The organism is Escherichia sp. WS1368, from assembly GCF_046487485.1.
GTDB lineage: Bacteria > Pseudomonadota > Gammaproteobacteria > Enterobacterales > Enterobacteriaceae > Escherichia > Escherichia coli.
The window spans coordinates 1-18,446 of the sequence record NZ_JBJQJI010000002.1 but is presented as its reverse complement, the minus strand read 5'-3'; the positions used below and the strand labels follow the sequence as shown (position 1 = coordinate 18,446).

Sequence of the window (18,446 nt, the reverse complement as noted above, 5' to 3'; positions counted from 1 at the left end):
AATCTGAAGATGTCTGAACCACGTTTCGTACACCTGCGGGTGCACAGCGACTACTCGATGATCGATGGTCTGGCCAAAACCGCACCGCTGGTAAAAAAGGCGGCGGCGTTGGGTATGCCAGCACTGGCGATCACCGATTTCACCAACCTTTGCGGTCTGGTGAAGTTCTACGGAGCGGGACATGGCGCAGGGATTAAGCCTATCGTCGGGGCAGATTTTAATGTCCAGTGCGACCTGCTGGGTGATGAGTTAACCCACCTGACGGTGCTGGCGGCGAACAATACCGGCTATCAGAATCTGACGTTGCTGATCTCAAAAGCGTATCAGCGCGGGTACGGTGCAGCTGGGCCGATCATCGATCGCGACTGGCTTATCGAATTAAACGAAGGGTTGATCCTTCTTTCCGGCGGGCGCATGGGCGACGTCGGACGCAGTCTTTTGCGTGGTAACAGCGCGCTGGTAGATGAGTGTGTCGCGTTTTATGAAGAACACTTCCCGGATCGCTATTTTCTCGAGCTGATCCGCACCGGCAGGCCGGATGAAGAAAGCTATCTGCACGCGGCGGTGGAACTGGCGGAAGCGCGCGGTTTGCCCGTCGTGGCGACTAACGATGTGCGCTTTATCGACAGCAGCGACTTTGACGCACACGAAATCCGCGTCGCGATCCACGACGGCTTTACCCTCGACGATCCTAAACGCCCGCGTAACTATTCGCCGCAGCAATATATGCGTAGCGAAGAGGAGATGTGCGAGCTGTTTGCCGACATCCCAGAAGCCCTTGCCAACACCGTTGAGATCGCCAAACGCTGTAACGTAACTGTGCGTCTTGGTGAATACTTCCTGCCGCAGTTCCCGACCGGGGACATGAGCACCGAAGATTATCTGGTCATGCGTGCAAAAGAGGGCCTGGAAGAGCGTCTGGCATTTTTATTCCCTGACGAGGAAGAACGTGTTAAGCGCCGCCCGGAATATGACGAACGTCTGGAGACTGAACTTCAGGTTATCAACCAGATGGGCTTCCCGGGCTACTTCCTCATCGTTATGGAATTTATCCAGTGGTCGAAAGATAACGGCGTACCGGTAGGGCCAGGCCGTGGCTCCGGTGCGGGTTCACTGGTGGCCTACGCGCTGAAAATCACCGACCTCGATCCGCTGGAATTTGACCTGCTGTTCGAACGTTTCCTTAACCCGGAACGTGTCTCCATGCCTGACTTCGACGTTGACTTCTGTATGGAGAAACGCGACCAGGTTATCGAGCACGTAGCGGACATGTACGGTCGTGATGCGGTATCGCAGATTATCACCTTCGGTACGATGGCGGCGAAAGCGGTGATCCGCGACGTAGGCCGCGTGCTGGGGCATCCGTACGGCTTTGTCGACCGTATCTCGAAACTGATCCCGCCCGATCCGGGGATGACGCTGGCGAAAGCGTTTGAAGCCGAGCCGCAGCTGCCGGAAATCTACGAAGCGGATGAAGAAGTTAAGGCGCTGATCGACATGGCGCGCAAACTGGAAGGGGTCACCCGTAACGCCGGTAAGCACGCCGGTGGGGTGGTTATCGCACCGACCAAAATTACCGATTTTGCGCCGCTTTACTGCGATGAAGAGGGCAAACATCCGGTCACCCAGTTTGATAAAAGCGACGTTGAATACGCCGGACTGGTGAAGTTCGACTTCCTTGGTTTGCGTACGCTCACCATCATCAACTGGGCGCTGGAGATGATCAACAAGCGGCGGGCGAAGAATGGCGAGCCGCCTCTGGATATCGCCGCGATCCCGCTGGATGACAAGAAAAGCTTCGACATGCTGCAACGCTCGGAAACCACTGCGGTATTCCAGCTTGAATCGCGCGGCATGAAGGACCTGATCAAGCGTCTGCAACCTGACTGCTTCGAAGATATGATCGCACTGGTGGCACTGTTCCGCCCCGGTCCGTTGCAATCAGGGATGGTGGATAACTTTATCGACCGTAAACATGGTCGCGAAGAGATCTCCTATCCGGACGTGCAGTGGCAGCATGAAAGCCTGAAACCGGTACTGGAGCCAACCTACGGCATCATCCTGTATCAGGAACAGGTCATGCAGATTGCCCAGGTGCTTTCTGGTTATACCCTCGGTGGCGCGGATATGCTGCGTCGTGCGATGGGTAAGAAAAAGCCGGAAGAGATGGCTAAGCAGCGTTCTGTATTTGCTGAAGGTGCAGAAAAGAACGGAATCAACGCCGAACTGGCGATGAAAATCTTCGACCTGGTGGAGAAATTCGCTGGTTACGGATTTAACAAATCGCACTCTGCGGCCTATGCTTTGGTGTCATATCAAACGTTATGGCTGAAAGCGCACTATCCGGCGGAGTTTATGGCGGCGGTAATGACCGCCGATATGGACAACACCGAGAAGGTGGTGGGCCTGGTGGATGAGTGCTGGCGGATGGGGCTGAAAATCCTGCCGCCGGATATAAACTCCGGTCTTTACCATTTCCACGTCAACGACGACGGCGAAATCGTGTATGGTATTGGCGCGATCAAAGGGGTCGGTGAAGGTCCGATTGAGGCGATCATCGAAGCCCGTAATAAAGGCGGCTACTTCCGCGAACTGTTTGATCTCTGCGCCCGAACCGACACCAAAAAGTTAAACCGGCGGGTGCTGGAAAAACTGATCATGTCCGGGGCGTTTGACCGTCTTGGGCCACACCGCGCGGCGCTGATGAACTCGCTGGGCGATGCGTTAAAAGCGGCAGATCAACACGCGAAAGCGGAAGCTATCGGTCAGGCCGATATGTTCGGTGTGCTGGCCGAAGAGCCGGAACAAATTGAACAATCCTACGCCAGCTGCCAACCGTGGCCGGAGCAGGTGGTATTAGATGGGGAACGTGAAACGTTAGGTCTGTACCTGACGGGACACCCTATCAATCAGTATTTAAAAGAGATTGAGCGTTATGTCGGAGGCGTAAGGCTGAAAGACATGCACCCGACAGAACGTGGTAAAGTCATCACGGCTGCGGGGCTCGTTGTTGCCGCGCGGGTTATGGTCACCAAGCGCGGCAATCGTATCGGTATCTGCACGCTGGATGACCGTTCCGGGCGGCTGGAAGTGATGTTGTTTACTGACGCCCTGGATAAATACCAGCAATTGCTGGAAAAAGACCGCATACTTATCGTCAGCGGACAGGTCAGCTTTGATGACTTCAGCGGTGGGCTTAAAATGACCGCTCGCGAAGTGATGGATATTGACGAAGCCCGGGAAAAATATGCTCGCGGGCTTGCTATCTCGCTGACGGACAGGCAAATTGATGACCAGCTTTTAAACCGACTCCGTCAGTCTCTGGAACCCCACCGCTCTGGGACAATTCCAGTACATCTCTACTATCAGAGGGCGGATGCACGCGCGCGGTTGCGTTTTGGCGCGACGTGGCGTGTCTCTCCGAGCGATCGTTTATTAAACGATCTCCGTGGCCTCATTGGTTCGGAGCAGGTGGAACTGGAGTTTGACTAATACAGGAATACTATGAGTCTGAATTTCCTTGATTTTGAACAGCCGATTGCAGAGCTGGAAGCGAAAATCGATTCTCTGACTGCGGTTAGCCGTCAGGATGAGAAACTGGATATTAACATCGATGAAGAAGTGCATCGTCTGCGTGAAAAAAGCGTAGAACTGACACGTAAAATCTTCGCCGATCTCGGTGCATGGCAGATTGCGCAACTGGCACGCCATCCACAGCGTCCTTATACCCTGGATTACGTTCGCCTGGCATTTGATGAATTTGACGAACTGGCTGGCGACCGCGCGTATGCAGACGATAAAGCTATCGTCGGTGGTATCGCCCGTCTCGATGGTCGTCCGGTGATGATCATTGGTCATCAAAAAGGTCGTGAAACCAAAGAAAAAATTCGCCGTAACTTTGGTATGCCAGCGCCAGAAGGTTACCGCAAAGCACTGCGTCTGATGCAAATGGCTGAACGCTTTAAGATGCCAATCATCACCTTTATCGACACCCCGGGGGCTTATCCGGGCGTGGGCGCAGAAGAGCGCGGTCAGTCTGAAGCCATTGCACGCAACCTGCGTGAAATGTCTCGCCTTAGCGTACCGGTAGTTTGTACGGTTATCGGTGAAGGTGGTTCTGGCGGTGCGCTGGCGATTGGCGTGGGCGATAAAGTGAATATGCTGCAATACAGCACCTATTCCGTTATCTCGCCGGAAGGTTGTGCGTCCATTCTGTGGAAGAGCGCCGACAAAGCGCCGCTGGCGGCTGAAGCGATGGGTATCATCGCTCCGCGTCTGAAAGAGCTGAAACTGATCGACTCCATCATCCCGGAACCGCTGGGTGGTGCTCACCGTAACCCGGAAGCGATGGCGGCGTCTCTGAAAGCGCAGCTGCTGGCGGATCTGGCCGATCTCGACGTGTTAAGCACTGAAGATTTAAAAAATCGTCGTTATCAGCGCCTGATGAGCTACGGTTACGCGTAATTCGCAAATGTTCTGAAAAGGGTCACTTCGGTGGCCCTTTTTTATCGCCACGGTTTGAGCAGGCTATGATTAAGGAAGGATTTTCCAGGAGGAACACATGAACATCATTGCCATTATGGGACCGCATGGCGTCTTTTATAAAGATGAGCCCATCAAAGAACTGGAGTCGGCGCTGGTGGCGCAAGGCTTTCAGATTATCTGGCCACAAAACAGCGTTGATTTGCTGAAATTTATTGAACATAACCCTCGAATTTGCGGCGTGATTTTTGACTGGGATGAGTACAGTCTCGATTTATGTAGCGATATCAATCAGCTTAATGAATATCTCCCGCTTTATGCCTTCATCAACACCCACTCGACGATGGATGTCAGCGTGCAGGATATGCGGATGGCGCTCTGGTTTTTTGAATATGCGCTGGGGCAGGCAGAAGATATCGCCATTCGTATGCGTCAGTACACCGACGAATATCTTGATAACATTACACCGCCGTTCACGAAAGCCTTGTTTACCTACGTCAAAGAGCGGAAGTACACCTTTTGTACGCCGGGTCATATGGGCGGCACCGCATATCAAAAAAGCCCGGTTGGCTGTCTGTTTTATGATTTTTTCGGCGGGAATACTCTTAAGGCTGATGTCTCTATTTCGGTTACCGAGCTTGGTTCGTTGCTCGACCACACCGGGCCACACCTGGAAGCGGAAGAGTACATCGCGCGGACTTTTGGCGCGGAACAGAGTTATATCGTTACCAACGGAACATCGACGTCTAACAAAATTGTGGGTATGTACGCCGCGCCGTCCGGCAGTACGCTGTTGATCGACCGCAATTGTCATAAATCGCTGGCGCATCTGTTGATGATGAACGATGTAGTGCCAGTCTGGCTGAAACCGACGCGTAATGCGTTGGGGATTCTTGGTGGGATCCCGCGCCGTGAATTTACTCGCGACAGCATCGAAGAGAAAGTCGCTGCTACCACGCAAGCTCAATGGCCGGTTCATGCGGTGATCACCAACTCCACCTATGATGGCTTGCTCTACAACACCGACTGGATCAAACAGACGCTGGATGTCCCGTCGATTCACTTCGATTCTGCCTGGGTGCCGTACACCCATTTTCATCCGATCTACCAGGGTAAAAGTGGTATGAGCGGCGAGCGTGTTGCGGGAAAAGTGATCTTCGAAACGCAGTCGACCCACAAAATGCTGGCGGCGTTATCGCAGGCTTCGCTGATCCACATTAAAGGCGAGTATGACGAAGAGGCGTTTAACGAAGCCTTTATGATGCATACCACCACCTCGCCCAGTTATCCCATTGTTGCTTCGGTTGAGACGGCGGCGGCGATGCTGCGTGGTAATCCGGGCAAACGGCTGATTAACCGTTCGGTGGAGCGGGCGCTGCATTTTCGCAAAGAGGTCCAGCGGCTGCGGGAAGAGTCTGACGGTTGGTTTTTCGATATCTGGCAACCGCCGCAGGTGGATGAAGCCGAATGCTGGCCCGTTGCGCCTGGCGAACAGTGGCACGGCTTTAACGATGCGGATGCCGATCATATGTTTCTCGATCCGGTTAAAGTCACTATTTTGACACCGGGGATGGACGAGCAGGGCAATATGAGCGAGGAGGGGATCCCGGCGGCGCTGGTAGCAAAATTCCTCGACGAACGAGGGATCGTAGTAGAGAAAACCGGTCCTTATAACCTGCTGTTTCTCTTTAGTATTGGAATCGATAAAACCAAAGCAATGGGATTATTGCGTGGGTTGACGGAATTTAAGCGCTCTTACGATCTCAACCTGCGGATCAAAAATATGCTACCCGATCTCTATGCAGAAGATCCCGATTTCTACCGCAATATGCGCATTCAGGATCTGGCGCAAGGGATCCATAAGCTGATTCGTAAACACGATCTTCCCGGTTTGATGTTGCGGGCATTCGATACCTTGCCGGAGATGATCATGACGCCACATCAGGCATGGCAGAGGCAGATTAAAGGCGAAGTAGAAACCATTGCGCTGGAACAACTGGTTGGTAGGGTGTCGGCAAATATGATCCTGCCTTATCCACCGGGCGTACCGCTGCTGATGCCAGGAGAAATGCTGACCAAAGAGAGCCGCACAGTACTCGATTTTCTACTGATGCTTTGTTCCGTAGGGCAACATTACCCCGGTTTTGAAACGGATATTCACGGCGCGAAACAGGACGAAGACGGCGTTTACCGCGTACGAGTCCTAAAAATGGCGGGATAACTTGCCAGAGCGGCTTCCGGGCGAGTAACGTGCTGTTAACAAATAAAGGAGACGTTATGCTGGGTTTAAAACAGGTTCACCATATTGCGATTATTGCGACGGATTATGCGGTGAGCAAAGCGTTTTACTGCGATATTCTTGGTTTCACGCTGCAAAGCGAAGTCTATCGCGAAGCGCGCGACTCGTGGAAAGGGGATTTGGCGCTTAATGGGCAATATGTGATTGAGCTTTTCTCATTTCCGTTCCCGCCGGAGCGCCCCAGCCGACCGGAAGCTTGCGGCCTGCGTCATCTGGCTTTTAGCGTTGATGATATCGATGCGGCAGTGGCGCACCTTGAAAGCCATAACGTGAAGTGTGAAGCCATCCGTGTCGATCCATACACGCAAAAACGCTTCACGTTCTTTAACGATCCGGACGGGCTGCCGTTGGAACTGTATGAGCAGTAAGGCTTGTCATCGCCGCATTTGCCCGGTAACGTGCCGGGCATTGCTACTGTAAAATCGCACCATCATGACACTCACGCTCAATAGACAACTTCTCACCTCACGCCAGATTCTGGTGGCCTTTAGCGGCGGGCTTGACTCTACCGTACTGCTGCATCAGTTGGTGCAGTGGCGGGCGGAAAATCCGGGCGTCACTCTGCGCGCTATCCATGTGCATCACGGTTTAAGTGCCAATGCCGATGCCTGGGTTAGGCATTGCGAGAACATCTGCCAACAGTGGCAGGTGCCGCTGGTGGTCGAGCGCGTGCAACTTGCGCAAGAAGGACTGGGTATTGAGGCCCAGGCGCGGCAGGCGCGTTATCAGGCATTTGCCCGCACCTTGTTGCCCGGTGAAGTGCTGGTCACCGCGCAACATCTCGACGATCAATGCGAAACCTTTCTGCTGGCGCTAAAACGCGGTAGCGGCCCTGCCGGGCTTTCGGCTATGGGGGAAGTTTCGGAGTTTGCCGGAACACGGCTTATCCGCCCGTTGCTCGCCCGCACGCGGGGAGAACTGGTGCAGTGGGCGCGTCAGTATGATTTACGCTGGATTGAAGACGAAAGTAATCAGGATGATAGCTACGATCGTAACTTCCTGCGCCTGCGCGTGGTGCCGTTATTGCAGCAGCGTTGGCCGCATTTTGCCGAAGCAACGGCCCGCAGCGCTGCGCTTTGCGCTGAACAAGAGAGCCTGTTAGATGAACTGCTGGCGGATGATATAGCGCACTGTCAAAAGCCGCAGGGGACGCTGCAGATTGCGCCAATGCTGGCGATGAGTGATGCCCGCCGCGCGGCGATTATCCGCCGCTGGCTGGCAGGGAAGAATGCACCGATGCCTTCCCGCGACGCGTTGGTGAGGATCTGGCAGGAAGTGGCGCTGGCGCGGGAAGATGCTTCCCCCTGTTTACGTCTGGGCGCGTTTGAAATCCGCCGCTATCAGTCGCAACTGTGGTGGATTAAATCCGTTGCCGGGCAAAGCGAAACCATTGTGCCGTGGCAGACGTGGCTACAACCGCTGGAATTACCGGCGGGACTGGGAAGTGTACAGCTTACAGCGGGAGGCGATATTCGCCCTCCGCGTGCAGACGAAGCGGTCAGCGTGCGTTTCAAAGCGCCAGGATTGCTGCATATTATCGGGCGCAACGGCGGACGTAAGCTGAAGAAAATCTGGCAAGAGCTGGGTGTGCCGCCGTGGCTACGTGACACCACGCCACTGCTGTTTTATGGCGAAACGTTGATTGCGGCGGCAGGGGTATTTGTGACGCAAGAAGGTGTGGCTGAAGGTGAGAAAGGCGTCAGTTTTGTCTGGCAGAAAACGCTTAGTTAAGTGAAAGCCGGATAAGACGCTTCAAACGTCGCATCCGGCGAAAGTCAATCAGGACTCGCTCACCACCACCGTACCGATTTCCGGGTGGCTAAAGCTGGTAATTTTATCCAGACGCAGCTCGCGGGTTGCACCAGCGGCCTCGACGACCAGATACTCCACATTTTTGCGGGAGACTAAATCGCTGGCCTTCGCCTGCAATTTTTCGCCATCTTTCAGCTCAAGTGTCAGCATTAAATGATGCTGGCAGGCGAGCTCAAGATTATCGTAATCATCACAATTGATTGGTTGATACGTATCATTCATTGACATAATCGCTCACCAGTAAGTTTGCCGCAGCGTATGCTGCTTTTTCCCTGACAGCCTCAGAAAGGGCGTCGTCGGCAGCCATTTCATTCAGCACTTTCAAAACGCAGCCCAGCGCGTCCGGAACGTATCCTAAGTCTCCGCTGGCGATTTCCGCGTACCGCTTGCGTATTAACTCACAATATTTTTCCACATGCCCTCCTGTCAGCACTCTGACTTAACCGTGGATGCAAGTCTAAGCCTACGAAGATAAACTCTGTTTCGCAAGGTGACTATACCACACTCATTTCTGCAATATCAGCGCCGCAACTGCACGTATTCCGTTACAATGGCCTCCTGATTCAAAAGGAGTTTTCTTATGGCGCTTAAAGCGACAATTTATAAAGCGACGGTTAATGTGGCCGATCTCGACCGCAACCAGTTTCTCGATGCCTCTCTGACGCTGGCGCGCCACCCTTCAGAAACCCAGGAGCGCATGATGCTGCGCCTGCTGGCGTGGCTGAAATATGCTGATGAACGTCTGCAATTTACCCGTGGTTTGTGTGCCGATGATGAGCCGGAAGCGTGGCTGCGTAACGATCACCTGGGCATTGATTTGTGGATTGAGCTGGGGCTGCCGGATGAGCGGCGGATTAAGAAAGCCTGCACCCAGGCCGCAGAAGTTGCGCTGTTTACCTATAATAGTCGGGCGGCGCAAATCTGGTGGCAGCAAAATCAGAGCAAATGTGTGCAGTTTGCCAATCTTTCCATCTGGTATCTGGACGATGAACAACTGGCGAAAGTAAGCGCCTTTGCCGATCGTACCATGACGCTGCAGGCAACGATTCAGGATGGCGTGATCTGGTTATCGGATGATAAGAATAATCTGGAAGTGAACTTAACCGTCTGGCAACAACCTTCATGATTGTGATTTCCCGACATGTTGCTATCCCCGATGGTGAGCTTGAGATCACCGCCATTCGTGCGCAGGGCGCGGGCGGGCAGCATGTTAATAAGACCTCAACGGCTATTCATCTGCGTTTTGACATTCGGGCGTCCAGCCTGCCAGAGTATTACAAAGAGCGTCTGCTCGCCGCCAGCCATCATTTGATCAGCAGTGATGGCGTGATTGTCATTAAGGCACAGGAATACCGCAATCAGGAGCTCAACCGCGAAGCGGCGCTGGCCCGGCTGGTAGCAGTGATTAAAGATTTAACAACAGAACAAAAAGCCCGACGACCCACGCGGCCCACCCGCGCATCAAAAGAGCGCAGACTGGCATCGAAAGCACAAAAATCAAGCGTGAAGGCGATGCGCGGCAAAGTGCGCAGCGGTCGGGAATAAAAAGAAGGAATGGATGGTGAAAAAAGCGATAGTGACAGCGATGGCTGTAATCAGCCTCTTTACTCTGATGGGATGTAATAATCGGGCCGAAGTCGATACGCTTTCTCCGGCGCAGGCTGCCGAACTGAAACCGATGCCGCAAAGTTGGCGCGGCGTGCTGCCGTGTGCCGATTGCGAAGGGATCGAAACCTCTTTGTTCCTCGAAAAAGATGGAACCTGGGTGATGAATGAACGCTATCTTGGTGCGCGTGAAGAGCCTTCCTCTTTCGCTTCCTACGGTACATGGGCGCGAACCGCTGACAAGCTGGTATTAACCGACAGCAAAGGTGAAAAGTCATATTATCGGGCGAAAGGCGATGCGCTGGAGATGCTCGATCGTGAAGGTAATCCGATTGAATCGCAGTTCAACTATACGCTGGAACCGGCGCAATCCAGTTTACCTATGACGCCGATGACCCTGCGGGGCATGTATTTTTATATGGCTGATGCGGCGACCTTCACTGATTGCGCGACCGGAAAACGTTTCATGGTAGCGAATAACGCAGAGCTGGAGCGTGGCTACCTGACTGCGCGCGGTCATAGTGAAAAACCGATGTTACTGTCATTAGAAGGGCACTTTACGCTTGAGGCTAATCCGGATACCGGTGCGCCAACCAAAGTATTAGCGCCCGATACGGCAGGTAAATTTTACCCGAACCAGGATTGCAGTAGTTTGGGGCAGTAAATTGAAAGCCGGAGCATTCTCCGGCTTTCATCACTGAGTCAGCCCAACAAAGCGGCCCGCCTTGATATAAATCCCAGGCTTCAGGTGCCCAACATACTGTAACTGCGTTTCTGGCTTAAACGCAGAGACATCGCCAGTACGCATATGCATCAGATCGGCAGGGCTAATCCAGCCCGATTGCGCCAGTGTAAGTGGATGCCCGGCTTTGGCAAATGCATCAGTGACAAATTCCGAACAAAACCACGACTTTTTGTCTCCTTCGCCCACACTGCTTAACTGCGCTTTCGCCAGGCCGCTGACGCACTGTTGACGAAAATCCTCGGAGAACGGATTCAGTGAGCACATCTGGCGAGTTACCATAAAGGGAATAAATTCGACAATGCCGCGATAGTTGTAACCGCTATCTTTAATTTTGTTGGCGAACGCGGTGATTTCTGTGGCTTGTTGCGGGGTAAGATCCGGGACTCGTAGGACGAAAAGCTTATCGCTATGCTTCATCGCTTTTTTGAGGGAAACAATCTGGACGCCAGCGCCTGTCGCTTCTGCAACGTTATTTTCACCCAGATAGATTGCAACGTGACTCACAGAGGAAGTGCTGAAGACGCGGATTCCAAATGAGGTTACCCCATGGCTTGAGGAGAACAGCAAATCGCCGGGTTTGAGATCAGGTTCCGTTATTTCTTTTATTGATTGTTCGGTAAAAGAGCTTTGATGCTGGAATTTGACTGCCCATGTTTTCGCCCCGGCATCTACCGCTGTGGCTGATGAGTCCGGCTGGCTGATATCTACGGTACAGGCCGAAAGGAAAAGAAAGCAGGGGAGAAGCAGGCGGCAATGCACCTTTGGTTTATCCATTTTATACAGTCCATGTAAAAAAGGGCCCTGAAATTCAGGACCCTTTCTGGCATCAGCCTTTAATCTGTTTCACCAGATATTCGACGATGTCACCAGTCTTAATTAACTGTTTCTCGCCGTTGCGACGATATTTATATTCGATATCGTCGTTGTCGAGGTTACGGTCGCCCAGCACAATAGTGTGCGGAATACCGATCAGTTCCATATCAGCAAACATCACGCCCGGACGCTCTTTGCGGTCATCCAGCAGCACTTCGATACCTTGTGCACGCAGTTCGCTGTACAGTTTCTCGGCCAGCTCCTGTACGCGGAAGGATTTGTGCATGTTCATCGGCAGAATCGCCACCTGGAACGGCGCGATAGCGTCAGGCCATACGATGCCGCGTTCGTCATAGTTCTGCTCAATTGCCGCAGCCACAACGCGCGTTACCCCGATACCGTAGCAACCCATCGTCAGGATTTGATTACGGCCATCTTCACCCTGAACGGAGGCTTTCAGTGCTTCGGAGTACTTGGTACCCAGCTGGAAGATGTGACCGACTTCGATACCACGTTTGATCAGCAGCGTACCCTGACCATCCGGGCTTGGATCGCCAGCCACCACGTTGCGGATATCAGCAATTTCTGGGGTAGCGACATCGCGATCCCAGTTGATACCGAAGTAGTGTTTACCATCGATGTTAGCACCAGCAGCGAAATCACTCATCGCCGCAACGGTACGGTCAATCACCACTGGAATCGGCATGTTTACCGGACCCAGTGAACCCGGACCGGCTTTAACCACGGCACGAATTTCTTCTTCGGTCGCGAAAGTCAGCGGGCTTGCAACCTGCGGCAGTTTTTCTGCTTTAACTTCGTTCAGCTCGTGATCACCGCGCACCAGCAGCGCAACCAGCGGGAAGCTACTGCCTTCAACCGCTTTAACCAGCAGAGTCTTCACCGTTTTCTCAATCGGCAGATTGAACTGTTCAACCAGTTCCGCGATGGTTTTCGCGTTCGGCGTATCAACCAGCGTCATTTCCTGGGTAGCAGCAGCGCGCGGTTCTTTCGGCGCGATAGCTTCTGCCAGCTCAATGTTCGCTGCATAGTCAGAGGTGTCGGAGAAGACCACATCGTCTTCACCGCTCTGCGCCAGCACCTGGAATTCGTGAGAGGCGCTACCGCCGATAGAACCGGTGTCGGCCTGTACGGCGCGGAAATCCAGCCCCATGCGGCTGAAGATTTTGCTGTAGGCCGCATACATTGCATCGTAGGTTTCCTGTAAGGATTCCTGAGAAGTATGGAAAGAGTAAGCATCTTTCATCAGGAATTCGCGGGAACGCATGACGCCGAAACGCGGACGCACTTCGTCGCGGAACTTGGTCTGGATCTGATAGAAGTTCAGCGGCAGCTGTTTGTAAGAGCTCAGCTCGTTACGAATCAGGTCTGTAATAACTTCTTCATGAGTTGGGCCGAGTACGAACGGACGCTCGCCACGGTCAACAAAACGCAGCAGTTCCGGACCGTACTGTTCCCAACGACCACTCTCTTGCCACAAATCGGCTGGCTGAACCACCGGCATCGACACCTCGATCGCACCGGCGTTGTTCATCTCTTCACGCACGATGTTTTCGACTTTTTTCAGAACGCGCACGCCGGTCGGCAGCCAGGTATATAACCCGGAGGCCAGCTTGCGGATCATCCCGGCGCGCAGCATCAGCTGATGGCTGATCACCTCGGCGTCGGCAGGTGTCTCCTTGAGAGTGGAGAGCAGGTATTGGCTAGTACGCATGTTGTTACGGTTCCAGTTGGAAGGTAGAACAGGCTCAAGGCGAGCCTGGGACAAAAAAAGTGATTTAGTTTACCAGTGCAAAAGAAATGTCAAAAGAGAAGGGCGCGAATTTAACGCGGTTCCAGCGCAAAGACTTCAAAACCTGCGTCGGTGACGCGCCAGCGAACGTTAAAATCATGCAGCCAGACGGCATAGGTTTTGCCCGTTTCCTCACCTTTACGATAGGCCGGGCGCGGGTCCTGCGCCAGTACTTCGCGGATAAACAGCGTTAACTGCGGATAACGTTTCTCCAGCGTCAAAAGCTGCTTTTCGACCTCTGCGGTAAAGCTCACCGCCATCTCTGCCGCTGGCGCACTTTGCGCATAGCTGGCACTGGCATTTGGAAGCGATTCGGCAAAGGGGAGATACGGTTTGATATCCACCACCGGCGTACCATCTACCAGATCCAGACTGCCGAGCTTCAGAATCACGCTGTCTTTATGGCAAACAACCTCTTTCAGCTCTACCAGCGACATACCAATCGGGTTAGGGCGGAAAGTGGAGCGCGTAGCGAAAACACCCATTCTGGCATTACCGCCGAGGCGCGGTGGACGCACAGTCGGACGCCAGCCGCCTTCCATCGTTTGATGAAAGACGAAAAGGATCCATAAATGGCTGAACGCTTCCAGGCCGCGAACGGCATCGGCCTGGTTGTAGGGAGCAATGAGATGCAGTTCGCCGTTGGCGCTTTTTACCAGACCTGGCTGGCGCGGAACGGCGAATTTTTCTTTATAGGGCGAGCGAATAACGCCTATTTGCTCGAACTGGAAACTGCTCATTTCGCCGTAATGTTAAGCGCAGAACCGATACATACAGCCTGACGATAGCAGCCTGGCGTACCGCTGGTGACTTCGCAGCTATGCAGTAATACCGCATTGGCCTTCATTTTCGAGGCGTTGATTTGCATCCGCTTACGTGCGGTTGGAATGCTCGGCGGAGAGTCCTGATTGGAGGCCTGGCAAGAATCGCCACTGACTTCACCGAGATCGCGGAACGGTTTGCCGACTAATTCTTCTGCATTGGTATAAATTCGGACCGGCGTGGCGCGCGGCGCTTTCGGTTTTGCAGGCTCCGCTTTCGGCTGGGGTGCAGTGCTTTGAACGGGTTCGACAGGGGATCTGCTTAACATGGAACAGCCGCTTAGCATGAGTGCTACTAAACAGATCGGTAAAGCACGCATAGTATTTCCTCAATGTATGATCAAAACGTCAATATTGAATCAGGAGCTTGTAAAAATGACAAGACGGGCAAGCGCCCGTCCTGAATGATATTACAAATTGTGGAAACAGCCTAAAAATTACCAGCCTTTAACAGCGCCGCCGTTAAACACTTTGTTTGCTGCTTCGTAAACTTCGTCAGACTGATAAGCCTGGACGAATTTCTTCACGTTCTCGGCGTCTTTGTTATCTTCACGCGTCACGATCAGGTTTACGTACGGGGAGTCTTTATCTTCGACAAAGATACCGTCTTTCGCCGGAGTCAGGCCAATCTGGCTGGCATAGGTGGTATTGATAACTGCCAGAGCGATTTGCGCGTCGTCCAGAGAGCGAGGCAGCTGCGGTGCTTCCAGCTCAACAATTTTCAGATTTTTTGGGTTCTCAACAACATCAAGAACGGTCGGCAGCAGGCCAACGCCATCTTTCAGTTTGATCAAGCCCACTTTTTGCAGCAGCAGCAGTGAACGACCAAGGTTAGTTGGGTCGTTTGGCACGGCAACCTGCGAACCATCCTGCAATTCATCCAGTGATTTGATTTTCTTGGAGTAACCAGCAATCGGATAAACAAAAGTGTTGCCTACTGCGACCAGTTTGTAGCCACGATCTTTCAGTTGCTGATCAAGGTACGGTTTATGCTGGAAGGCGTTGGCGTCGATATCGCCTTTGCTCAATGCCTCGTTTGGCAGAACATAGTCGTTGAAGGTTACCAGCTCAACGTCCAGACCATATTTGTCTTTCGCAACTTTCTGCGCGACTTCTGCAACCTGCTGTTCGGCACCAACAATCACGCCGACTTTAATGTGGTTTGGATCTTTTTCATCCTGACCGCAGCCTACCAATGCCAGTGATCCAATCAGGGCTCCCACTGCCGCAAAGGTTTTGAATTTGAACGCCATACCTTATTCCTTCTTCAATTATTTATGTTGTGTTGAACGTTACTTGCGAGTGACAGCCCGGACGATGCGGTCGCCTGCGAACTGAATTAAATAAACCAGAATGACCAGCAATACCAGTACCGTATTCATCACCGTCGCGTTGTAGCCGATGTAGCCATACTGATAGCCAATCTGACCTAAACCACCGGCACCGACTGCACCACCCATCGCGGAATAACCGACCAGGGTAATAAGGGTGATAGTTGCCGCATTCACCAGACCCGGCAACGCTTCCGGTAACAGCACTTTACGGACGATCTGCATTGGCGTGGCACCCATTGCGCGGGAAGCTTCAATTAACCCGGTTGGGATCTCCAGCAGAGCGTTCTCGACCATACGGGCAATAAACGGTGCTGCACCAACGGTTAACGGAACAATCGCTGCCTGCAAACCAATCGATGTACCGACAATAACGCGGGTAAACGGAATCATCCATACCAGCAAGATAATGAACGGGATAGAACGGAAAATGTTCACAATCGCAGAAACGGTACGATACAGCTTCGCGTTAGCAATAATTTGCCCCGGGCGCGTAACATAAAGCAGGACGCCGACCGGCAGACCAATCACAAACCCAAAAAATCCGGATACGAAGGTCATTGCCAGCGTTTCCCATACGCCACGAACCAGCAGCCACATCATCGGCTCAGACATAACCCAGTACCTCTACTTTTACATGGTGTTCCTGCAGCCAGGCAATGGCGGCTTGCGTATCTTGTTGTGTGCCGTGCATTTCAGTCAGCATGATGCCGAACTTAACGCCACCGGCGTAATCCATCTGCGCGCTAATAATGTTGTTGTTGACGTTGAAACGACGCGCGGTTTCAGAAAGCAGTGGGGCATCGACCGATTGACCGGTAAACTCCAGACGCAGCATCGGCACGCAGTCAGTGAATGGCTCCGCTTGCAGACGCTCCTGATAATCTTCCGGGATATCCAGATGCAGGGTCGACTGAATAAACTTCTGCGCCAGCGGCGTTTTCGGATGCGAGAACACTTCACTTACCGTGTCCTGCTCGATCAGTTCGCCATTACTGATAACCGCCACGCAATCACAAATGCGCTTCACAACGTCCATTTCGTGGGTGATCAACAGAATCGTCAAACCCAGACGGCGGTTAATGTCTTTCAACAGTTCGAGAATAGAACGTGTCGTTGCCGGGTCCAGCGCGCTGGTGGCTTCATCACACAGCAATACTTTGGGATTGCTGGCTAATGCACGGGCAATCGCCACACGTTGTTTCTGCCCACCGGAAAGATTCGACGGGTAGCTATCATGCTTATCGCCAAGACCAACCAATGACAGCAATTCCGTCACGCGACGTTTGATCTCGTCTTTCGGTGTATTGTCCAGCTCCAGCGGCAGAGCCACGTTGCCAAAAACAGTACGCGAAGAGAGCAGGTTAAAATGCTGGAAAATCATACCAATCTGGCGGCGAGCTTTGGTCAACTCGGATTCTGACAGCGTGGTCAGTTCCTGTCCATCGACCAGCACGCTACCCTCGGTTGGGCGCTCCAGCAGGTTTACACAACGTATAAGCGTACTCTTACCCGCGCCTGAGGCACCGATAACGCCATAAATTTGTCCAGCTGGCACATGCAGGCTGACGTTGTTCAATGCCTGGATGGTGCGGGTGCCCTGGTGGAACACTTTGGTGATATTCGAAAGTTTTATCATTGATTATTTATTATCGTCATTAAGTTAGTCGTGGCATTTCGAATGCCTGGAACGGGCAACGCCGTCAATGAAATGGATGTTAAGGCATCCAGACGTCTAAATCAATCAGGTTTATGCGAAGAGCACTTTCTTGCTGGTCGAAACATGCGATACTAGCGTCACATGCCTTATTAAGGAGCTATAAAGGTGGCGAAGAGCGTACCCGCAATTTTTCTTGACCGTGATGGCACCATTAATGTCGATCACGGCTATGTCCATGAGATCGACAACTTTGAATTTATCGACGGTGTTATTGACGCCATGCGCGAGCTAAAAAAAATGGGCTTTGCGCTGGTGGTAGTAACCAACCAGTCTGGCATTGCTCGCGGTAAATTTACTGAAGCACAGTTTGAAACGCTGACCGAGTGGATGGACTGGTCGCTGGCGGACCGCGATGTCGATCTGGATGGTATCTATTATTGCCCGCATCATCCGCAGGGTAGTGTTGAAGAGTTTCGCCAGGTCTGCGACTGCCGCAAACCACATCCGGGGATGCTTTTATCGGCACGCGATTATTTGCATATTGATATGGCCGCTTCTTATATGGTGGGCGATAAATTAGAAGATATGCAGGCAGCGGCTGCGGCGAACGTGGGAACAAAAGTGCTGGTGCGTACGGGTAAACCTGTTACGCCTGAAGCAGAAAACGCGGCGGATTGGGTGTTAAATAGCCTGGCAGACCTGCCGCAAGCGATAAAAAAGCAGCAAAAACCGGCGTAATGATTAAAAGATGAGCGGTTGAAATAAAAATGCATTTTTCCGCTTGTCTTCCTGAGCCGACTCCCTATAATGCGCCTCCATCGACACGGCGGATGTGAATCACTTCACACAAACAGCCGGTTCGGTTGAAGAGAAAAATCCTGAAATTCAGGGTTGACTCTGAAAGAGGAAAGCGTAATATACGCCACCTCGCGACAGCAAGCTGAAAGCCGCGTCGCAACTGCTCTTTAACAATTTATCAGACAATCTGTGTGGGCACTCGAAGATACGGATTCTTAACGTCGCAAGACGAAAAATGAATACCAAGTCTCAAGAGTGAACACGTAATTC

General features: G+C 52.6%; 18 protein-coding genes. 9 read left to right on the top strand and 9 right to left on the bottom strand.

Going from position 1 to position 18,446, the window contains the following annotated elements:
- Window positions 1-9 precede the first annotated feature (9 nt).
- The 5 genes from dnaE to tilS all read left to right on the top strand — a co-directional run bounded on the left by dnaE (window position 10) and on the right by tilS (window position 8,512).
- On the top strand, window positions 10-3,492 hold the full coding sequence (dnaE, locus tag ACJHYD_RS05795) for a DNA polymerase III subunit alpha (RefSeq protein ID WP_001294781.1): 3,483 nt from the start codon (window positions 10-12) through the stop codon (window positions 3,490-3,492).
- 12 nt (window positions 3,493-3,504) lie between these two features.
- On the top strand, window positions 3,505-4,464 hold the full coding sequence (accA, locus tag ACJHYD_RS05790; protein ID WP_000055748.1) for an acetyl-CoA carboxylase carboxyl transferase subunit alpha: 960 nt from the start codon (window positions 3,505-3,507) through the stop codon (window positions 4,462-4,464).
- A gap of 97 nt (window positions 4,465-4,561) precedes the next feature.
- Window positions 4,562-6,703, top strand: a complete 2,142-nt coding sequence (gene ldcC / locus ACJHYD_RS05785) for a lysine decarboxylase LdcC (RefSeq protein WP_001020973.1) — start codon at window positions 4,562-4,564, stop codon at window positions 6,701-6,703.
- Between the two features lie 56 nt (window positions 6,704-6,759).
- The gene (locus tag ACJHYD_RS05780) at window positions 6,760-7,149 is read left to right on the top strand and encodes a VOC family protein (RefSeq protein ID WP_000901098.1); all 390 of its coding nucleotides are present in this window, start codon (window positions 6,760-6,762) and stop codon (window positions 7,147-7,149) included.
- 64 nt (window positions 7,150-7,213) lie between these two features.
- On the top strand, window positions 7,214-8,512 hold the full coding sequence (tilS, locus tag ACJHYD_RS05775) for a tRNA lysidine(34) synthetase TilS (RefSeq protein WP_001550628.1): 1,299 nt from the start codon (window positions 7,214-7,216) through the stop codon (window positions 8,510-8,512).
- 48 nt (window positions 8,513-8,560) lie between these two features.
- Here the strand turns inward: tilS and rof are convergent, their stop codons facing one another.
- Together rof and ACJHYD_RS05765 are read right to left on the bottom strand one after the other, a co-directional pair.
- Window positions 8,561-8,821: a Rho-binding antiterminator gene (gene rof / locus ACJHYD_RS05770; protein WP_000062311.1), complete on the bottom strand. Its 261-nt coding sequence runs from the start codon at window positions 8,819-8,821 to the stop codon at window positions 8,561-8,563.
- Window positions 8,808-9,008 (bottom strand): YaeP family protein, encoded by a 201-nt coding sequence (locus ACJHYD_RS05765; protein WP_000417058.1) that lies wholly within the window; start codon window positions 9,006-9,008, stop codon window positions 8,808-8,810. The genes rof and ACJHYD_RS05765 overlap by 14 nt, the downstream gene beginning before the upstream one ends.
- Window positions 9,009-9,173: 165 nt before the next feature.
- Here ACJHYD_RS05765 and ACJHYD_RS05760 point away from each other — a divergent pair, with 165 nt between their 5' ends.
- The 3 genes from ACJHYD_RS05760 to nlpE are packed head-to-tail and all read left to right on the top strand — an operon-like array spanning window position 9,174 to window position 10,862.
- Window positions 9,174-9,719 carry a YaeQ family protein gene (locus ACJHYD_RS05760; protein WP_001185287.1) on the top strand — a complete coding sequence of 182 codons (546 nt, stop codon included), beginning with the start codon at window positions 9,174-9,176 and terminating at the stop codon, window positions 9,717-9,719.
- Window positions 9,716-10,138: an alternative ribosome rescue aminoacyl-tRNA hydrolase ArfB gene (gene arfB, locus ACJHYD_RS05755; protein WP_000635534.1), complete on the top strand. Its 423-nt coding sequence runs from the start codon at window positions 9,716-9,718 to the stop codon at window positions 10,136-10,138. The genes ACJHYD_RS05760 and arfB overlap by 4 nt, the downstream gene beginning before the upstream one ends.
- 13 nt (window positions 10,139-10,151) lie before the next feature.
- On the top strand, window positions 10,152-10,862 hold the full coding sequence (nlpE, locus tag ACJHYD_RS05750) for an envelope stress response activation lipoprotein NlpE (protein WP_000239188.1): 711 nt from the start codon (window positions 10,152-10,154) through the stop codon (window positions 10,860-10,862).
- Between the two features lie 30 nt (window positions 10,863-10,892).
- On the opposite strand, the gene ACJHYD_RS05745 is transcribed toward nlpE, so the two are convergent.
- The 7 genes from ACJHYD_RS05745 to metN all read right to left on the bottom strand — a co-directional run bounded on the left by ACJHYD_RS05745 (window position 10,893) and on the right by metN (window position 17,357).
- Complete coding sequence (locus tag ACJHYD_RS05745; protein WP_001550629.1) at window positions 10,893-11,717, bottom strand: YaeF family permuted papain-like enzyme; 825 nt, start codon at window positions 11,715-11,717, stop codon at window positions 10,893-10,895.
- Between the two features lie 52 nt (window positions 11,718-11,769).
- On the bottom strand, window positions 11,770-13,488 hold the full coding sequence (gene proS / locus ACJHYD_RS05740; protein WP_001260708.1) for a proline--tRNA ligase: 1,719 nt from the start codon (window positions 13,486-13,488) through the stop codon (window positions 11,770-11,772).
- Window positions 13,489-13,598: 110 nt separating this feature from the next.
- Window positions 13,599-14,306: a tRNA (N6-threonylcarbamoyladenosine(37)-N6)-methyltransferase TrmO gene (gene tsaA / locus ACJHYD_RS05735; RefSeq protein WP_000094022.1), complete on the bottom strand. Its 708-nt coding sequence runs from the start codon at window positions 14,304-14,306 to the stop codon at window positions 13,599-13,601.
- Window positions 14,303-14,707 (bottom strand): Rcs stress response system protein RcsF, encoded by a 405-nt coding sequence (gene rcsF / locus ACJHYD_RS05730; RefSeq protein WP_001202329.1) that lies wholly within the window; start codon window positions 14,705-14,707, stop codon window positions 14,303-14,305. Before rcsF ends, tsaA begins: the two co-directional genes overlap by 4 nt.
- A 117-nt stretch (window positions 14,708-14,824) precedes the next feature.
- On the bottom strand, window positions 14,825-15,640 hold the full coding sequence (gene metQ, locus ACJHYD_RS05725; protein ID WP_000874224.1) for a methionine ABC transporter substrate-binding lipoprotein MetQ: 816 nt from the start codon (window positions 15,638-15,640) through the stop codon (window positions 14,825-14,827).
- Between the two features lie 39 nt (window positions 15,641-15,679).
- On the bottom strand, window positions 15,680-16,333 hold the full coding sequence (locus tag ACJHYD_RS05720; protein WP_001294600.1) for a methionine ABC transporter permease MetI: 654 nt from the start codon (window positions 16,331-16,333) through the stop codon (window positions 15,680-15,682).
- Window positions 16,326-17,357, bottom strand: coding sequence for a methionine ABC transporter ATP-binding protein MetN (metN, locus tag ACJHYD_RS05715; RefSeq protein ID WP_000593994.1), 1,032 nt, complete (start codon window positions 17,355-17,357; stop codon window positions 16,326-16,328). The genes ACJHYD_RS05720 and metN overlap by 8 nt, the downstream gene beginning before the upstream one ends.
- Before the next feature lie 186 nt (window positions 17,358-17,543).
- On the opposite strand from metN, the gene gmhB reads away from it, so the two are divergent.
- Complete coding sequence (gene gmhB, locus ACJHYD_RS05710) at window positions 17,544-18,116, top strand: D-glycero-beta-D-manno-heptose 1,7-bisphosphate 7-phosphatase (protein WP_001140178.1); 573 nt, start codon at window positions 17,544-17,546, stop codon at window positions 18,114-18,116.
- Window positions 18,117-18,446 lie beyond the last annotated feature (330 nt).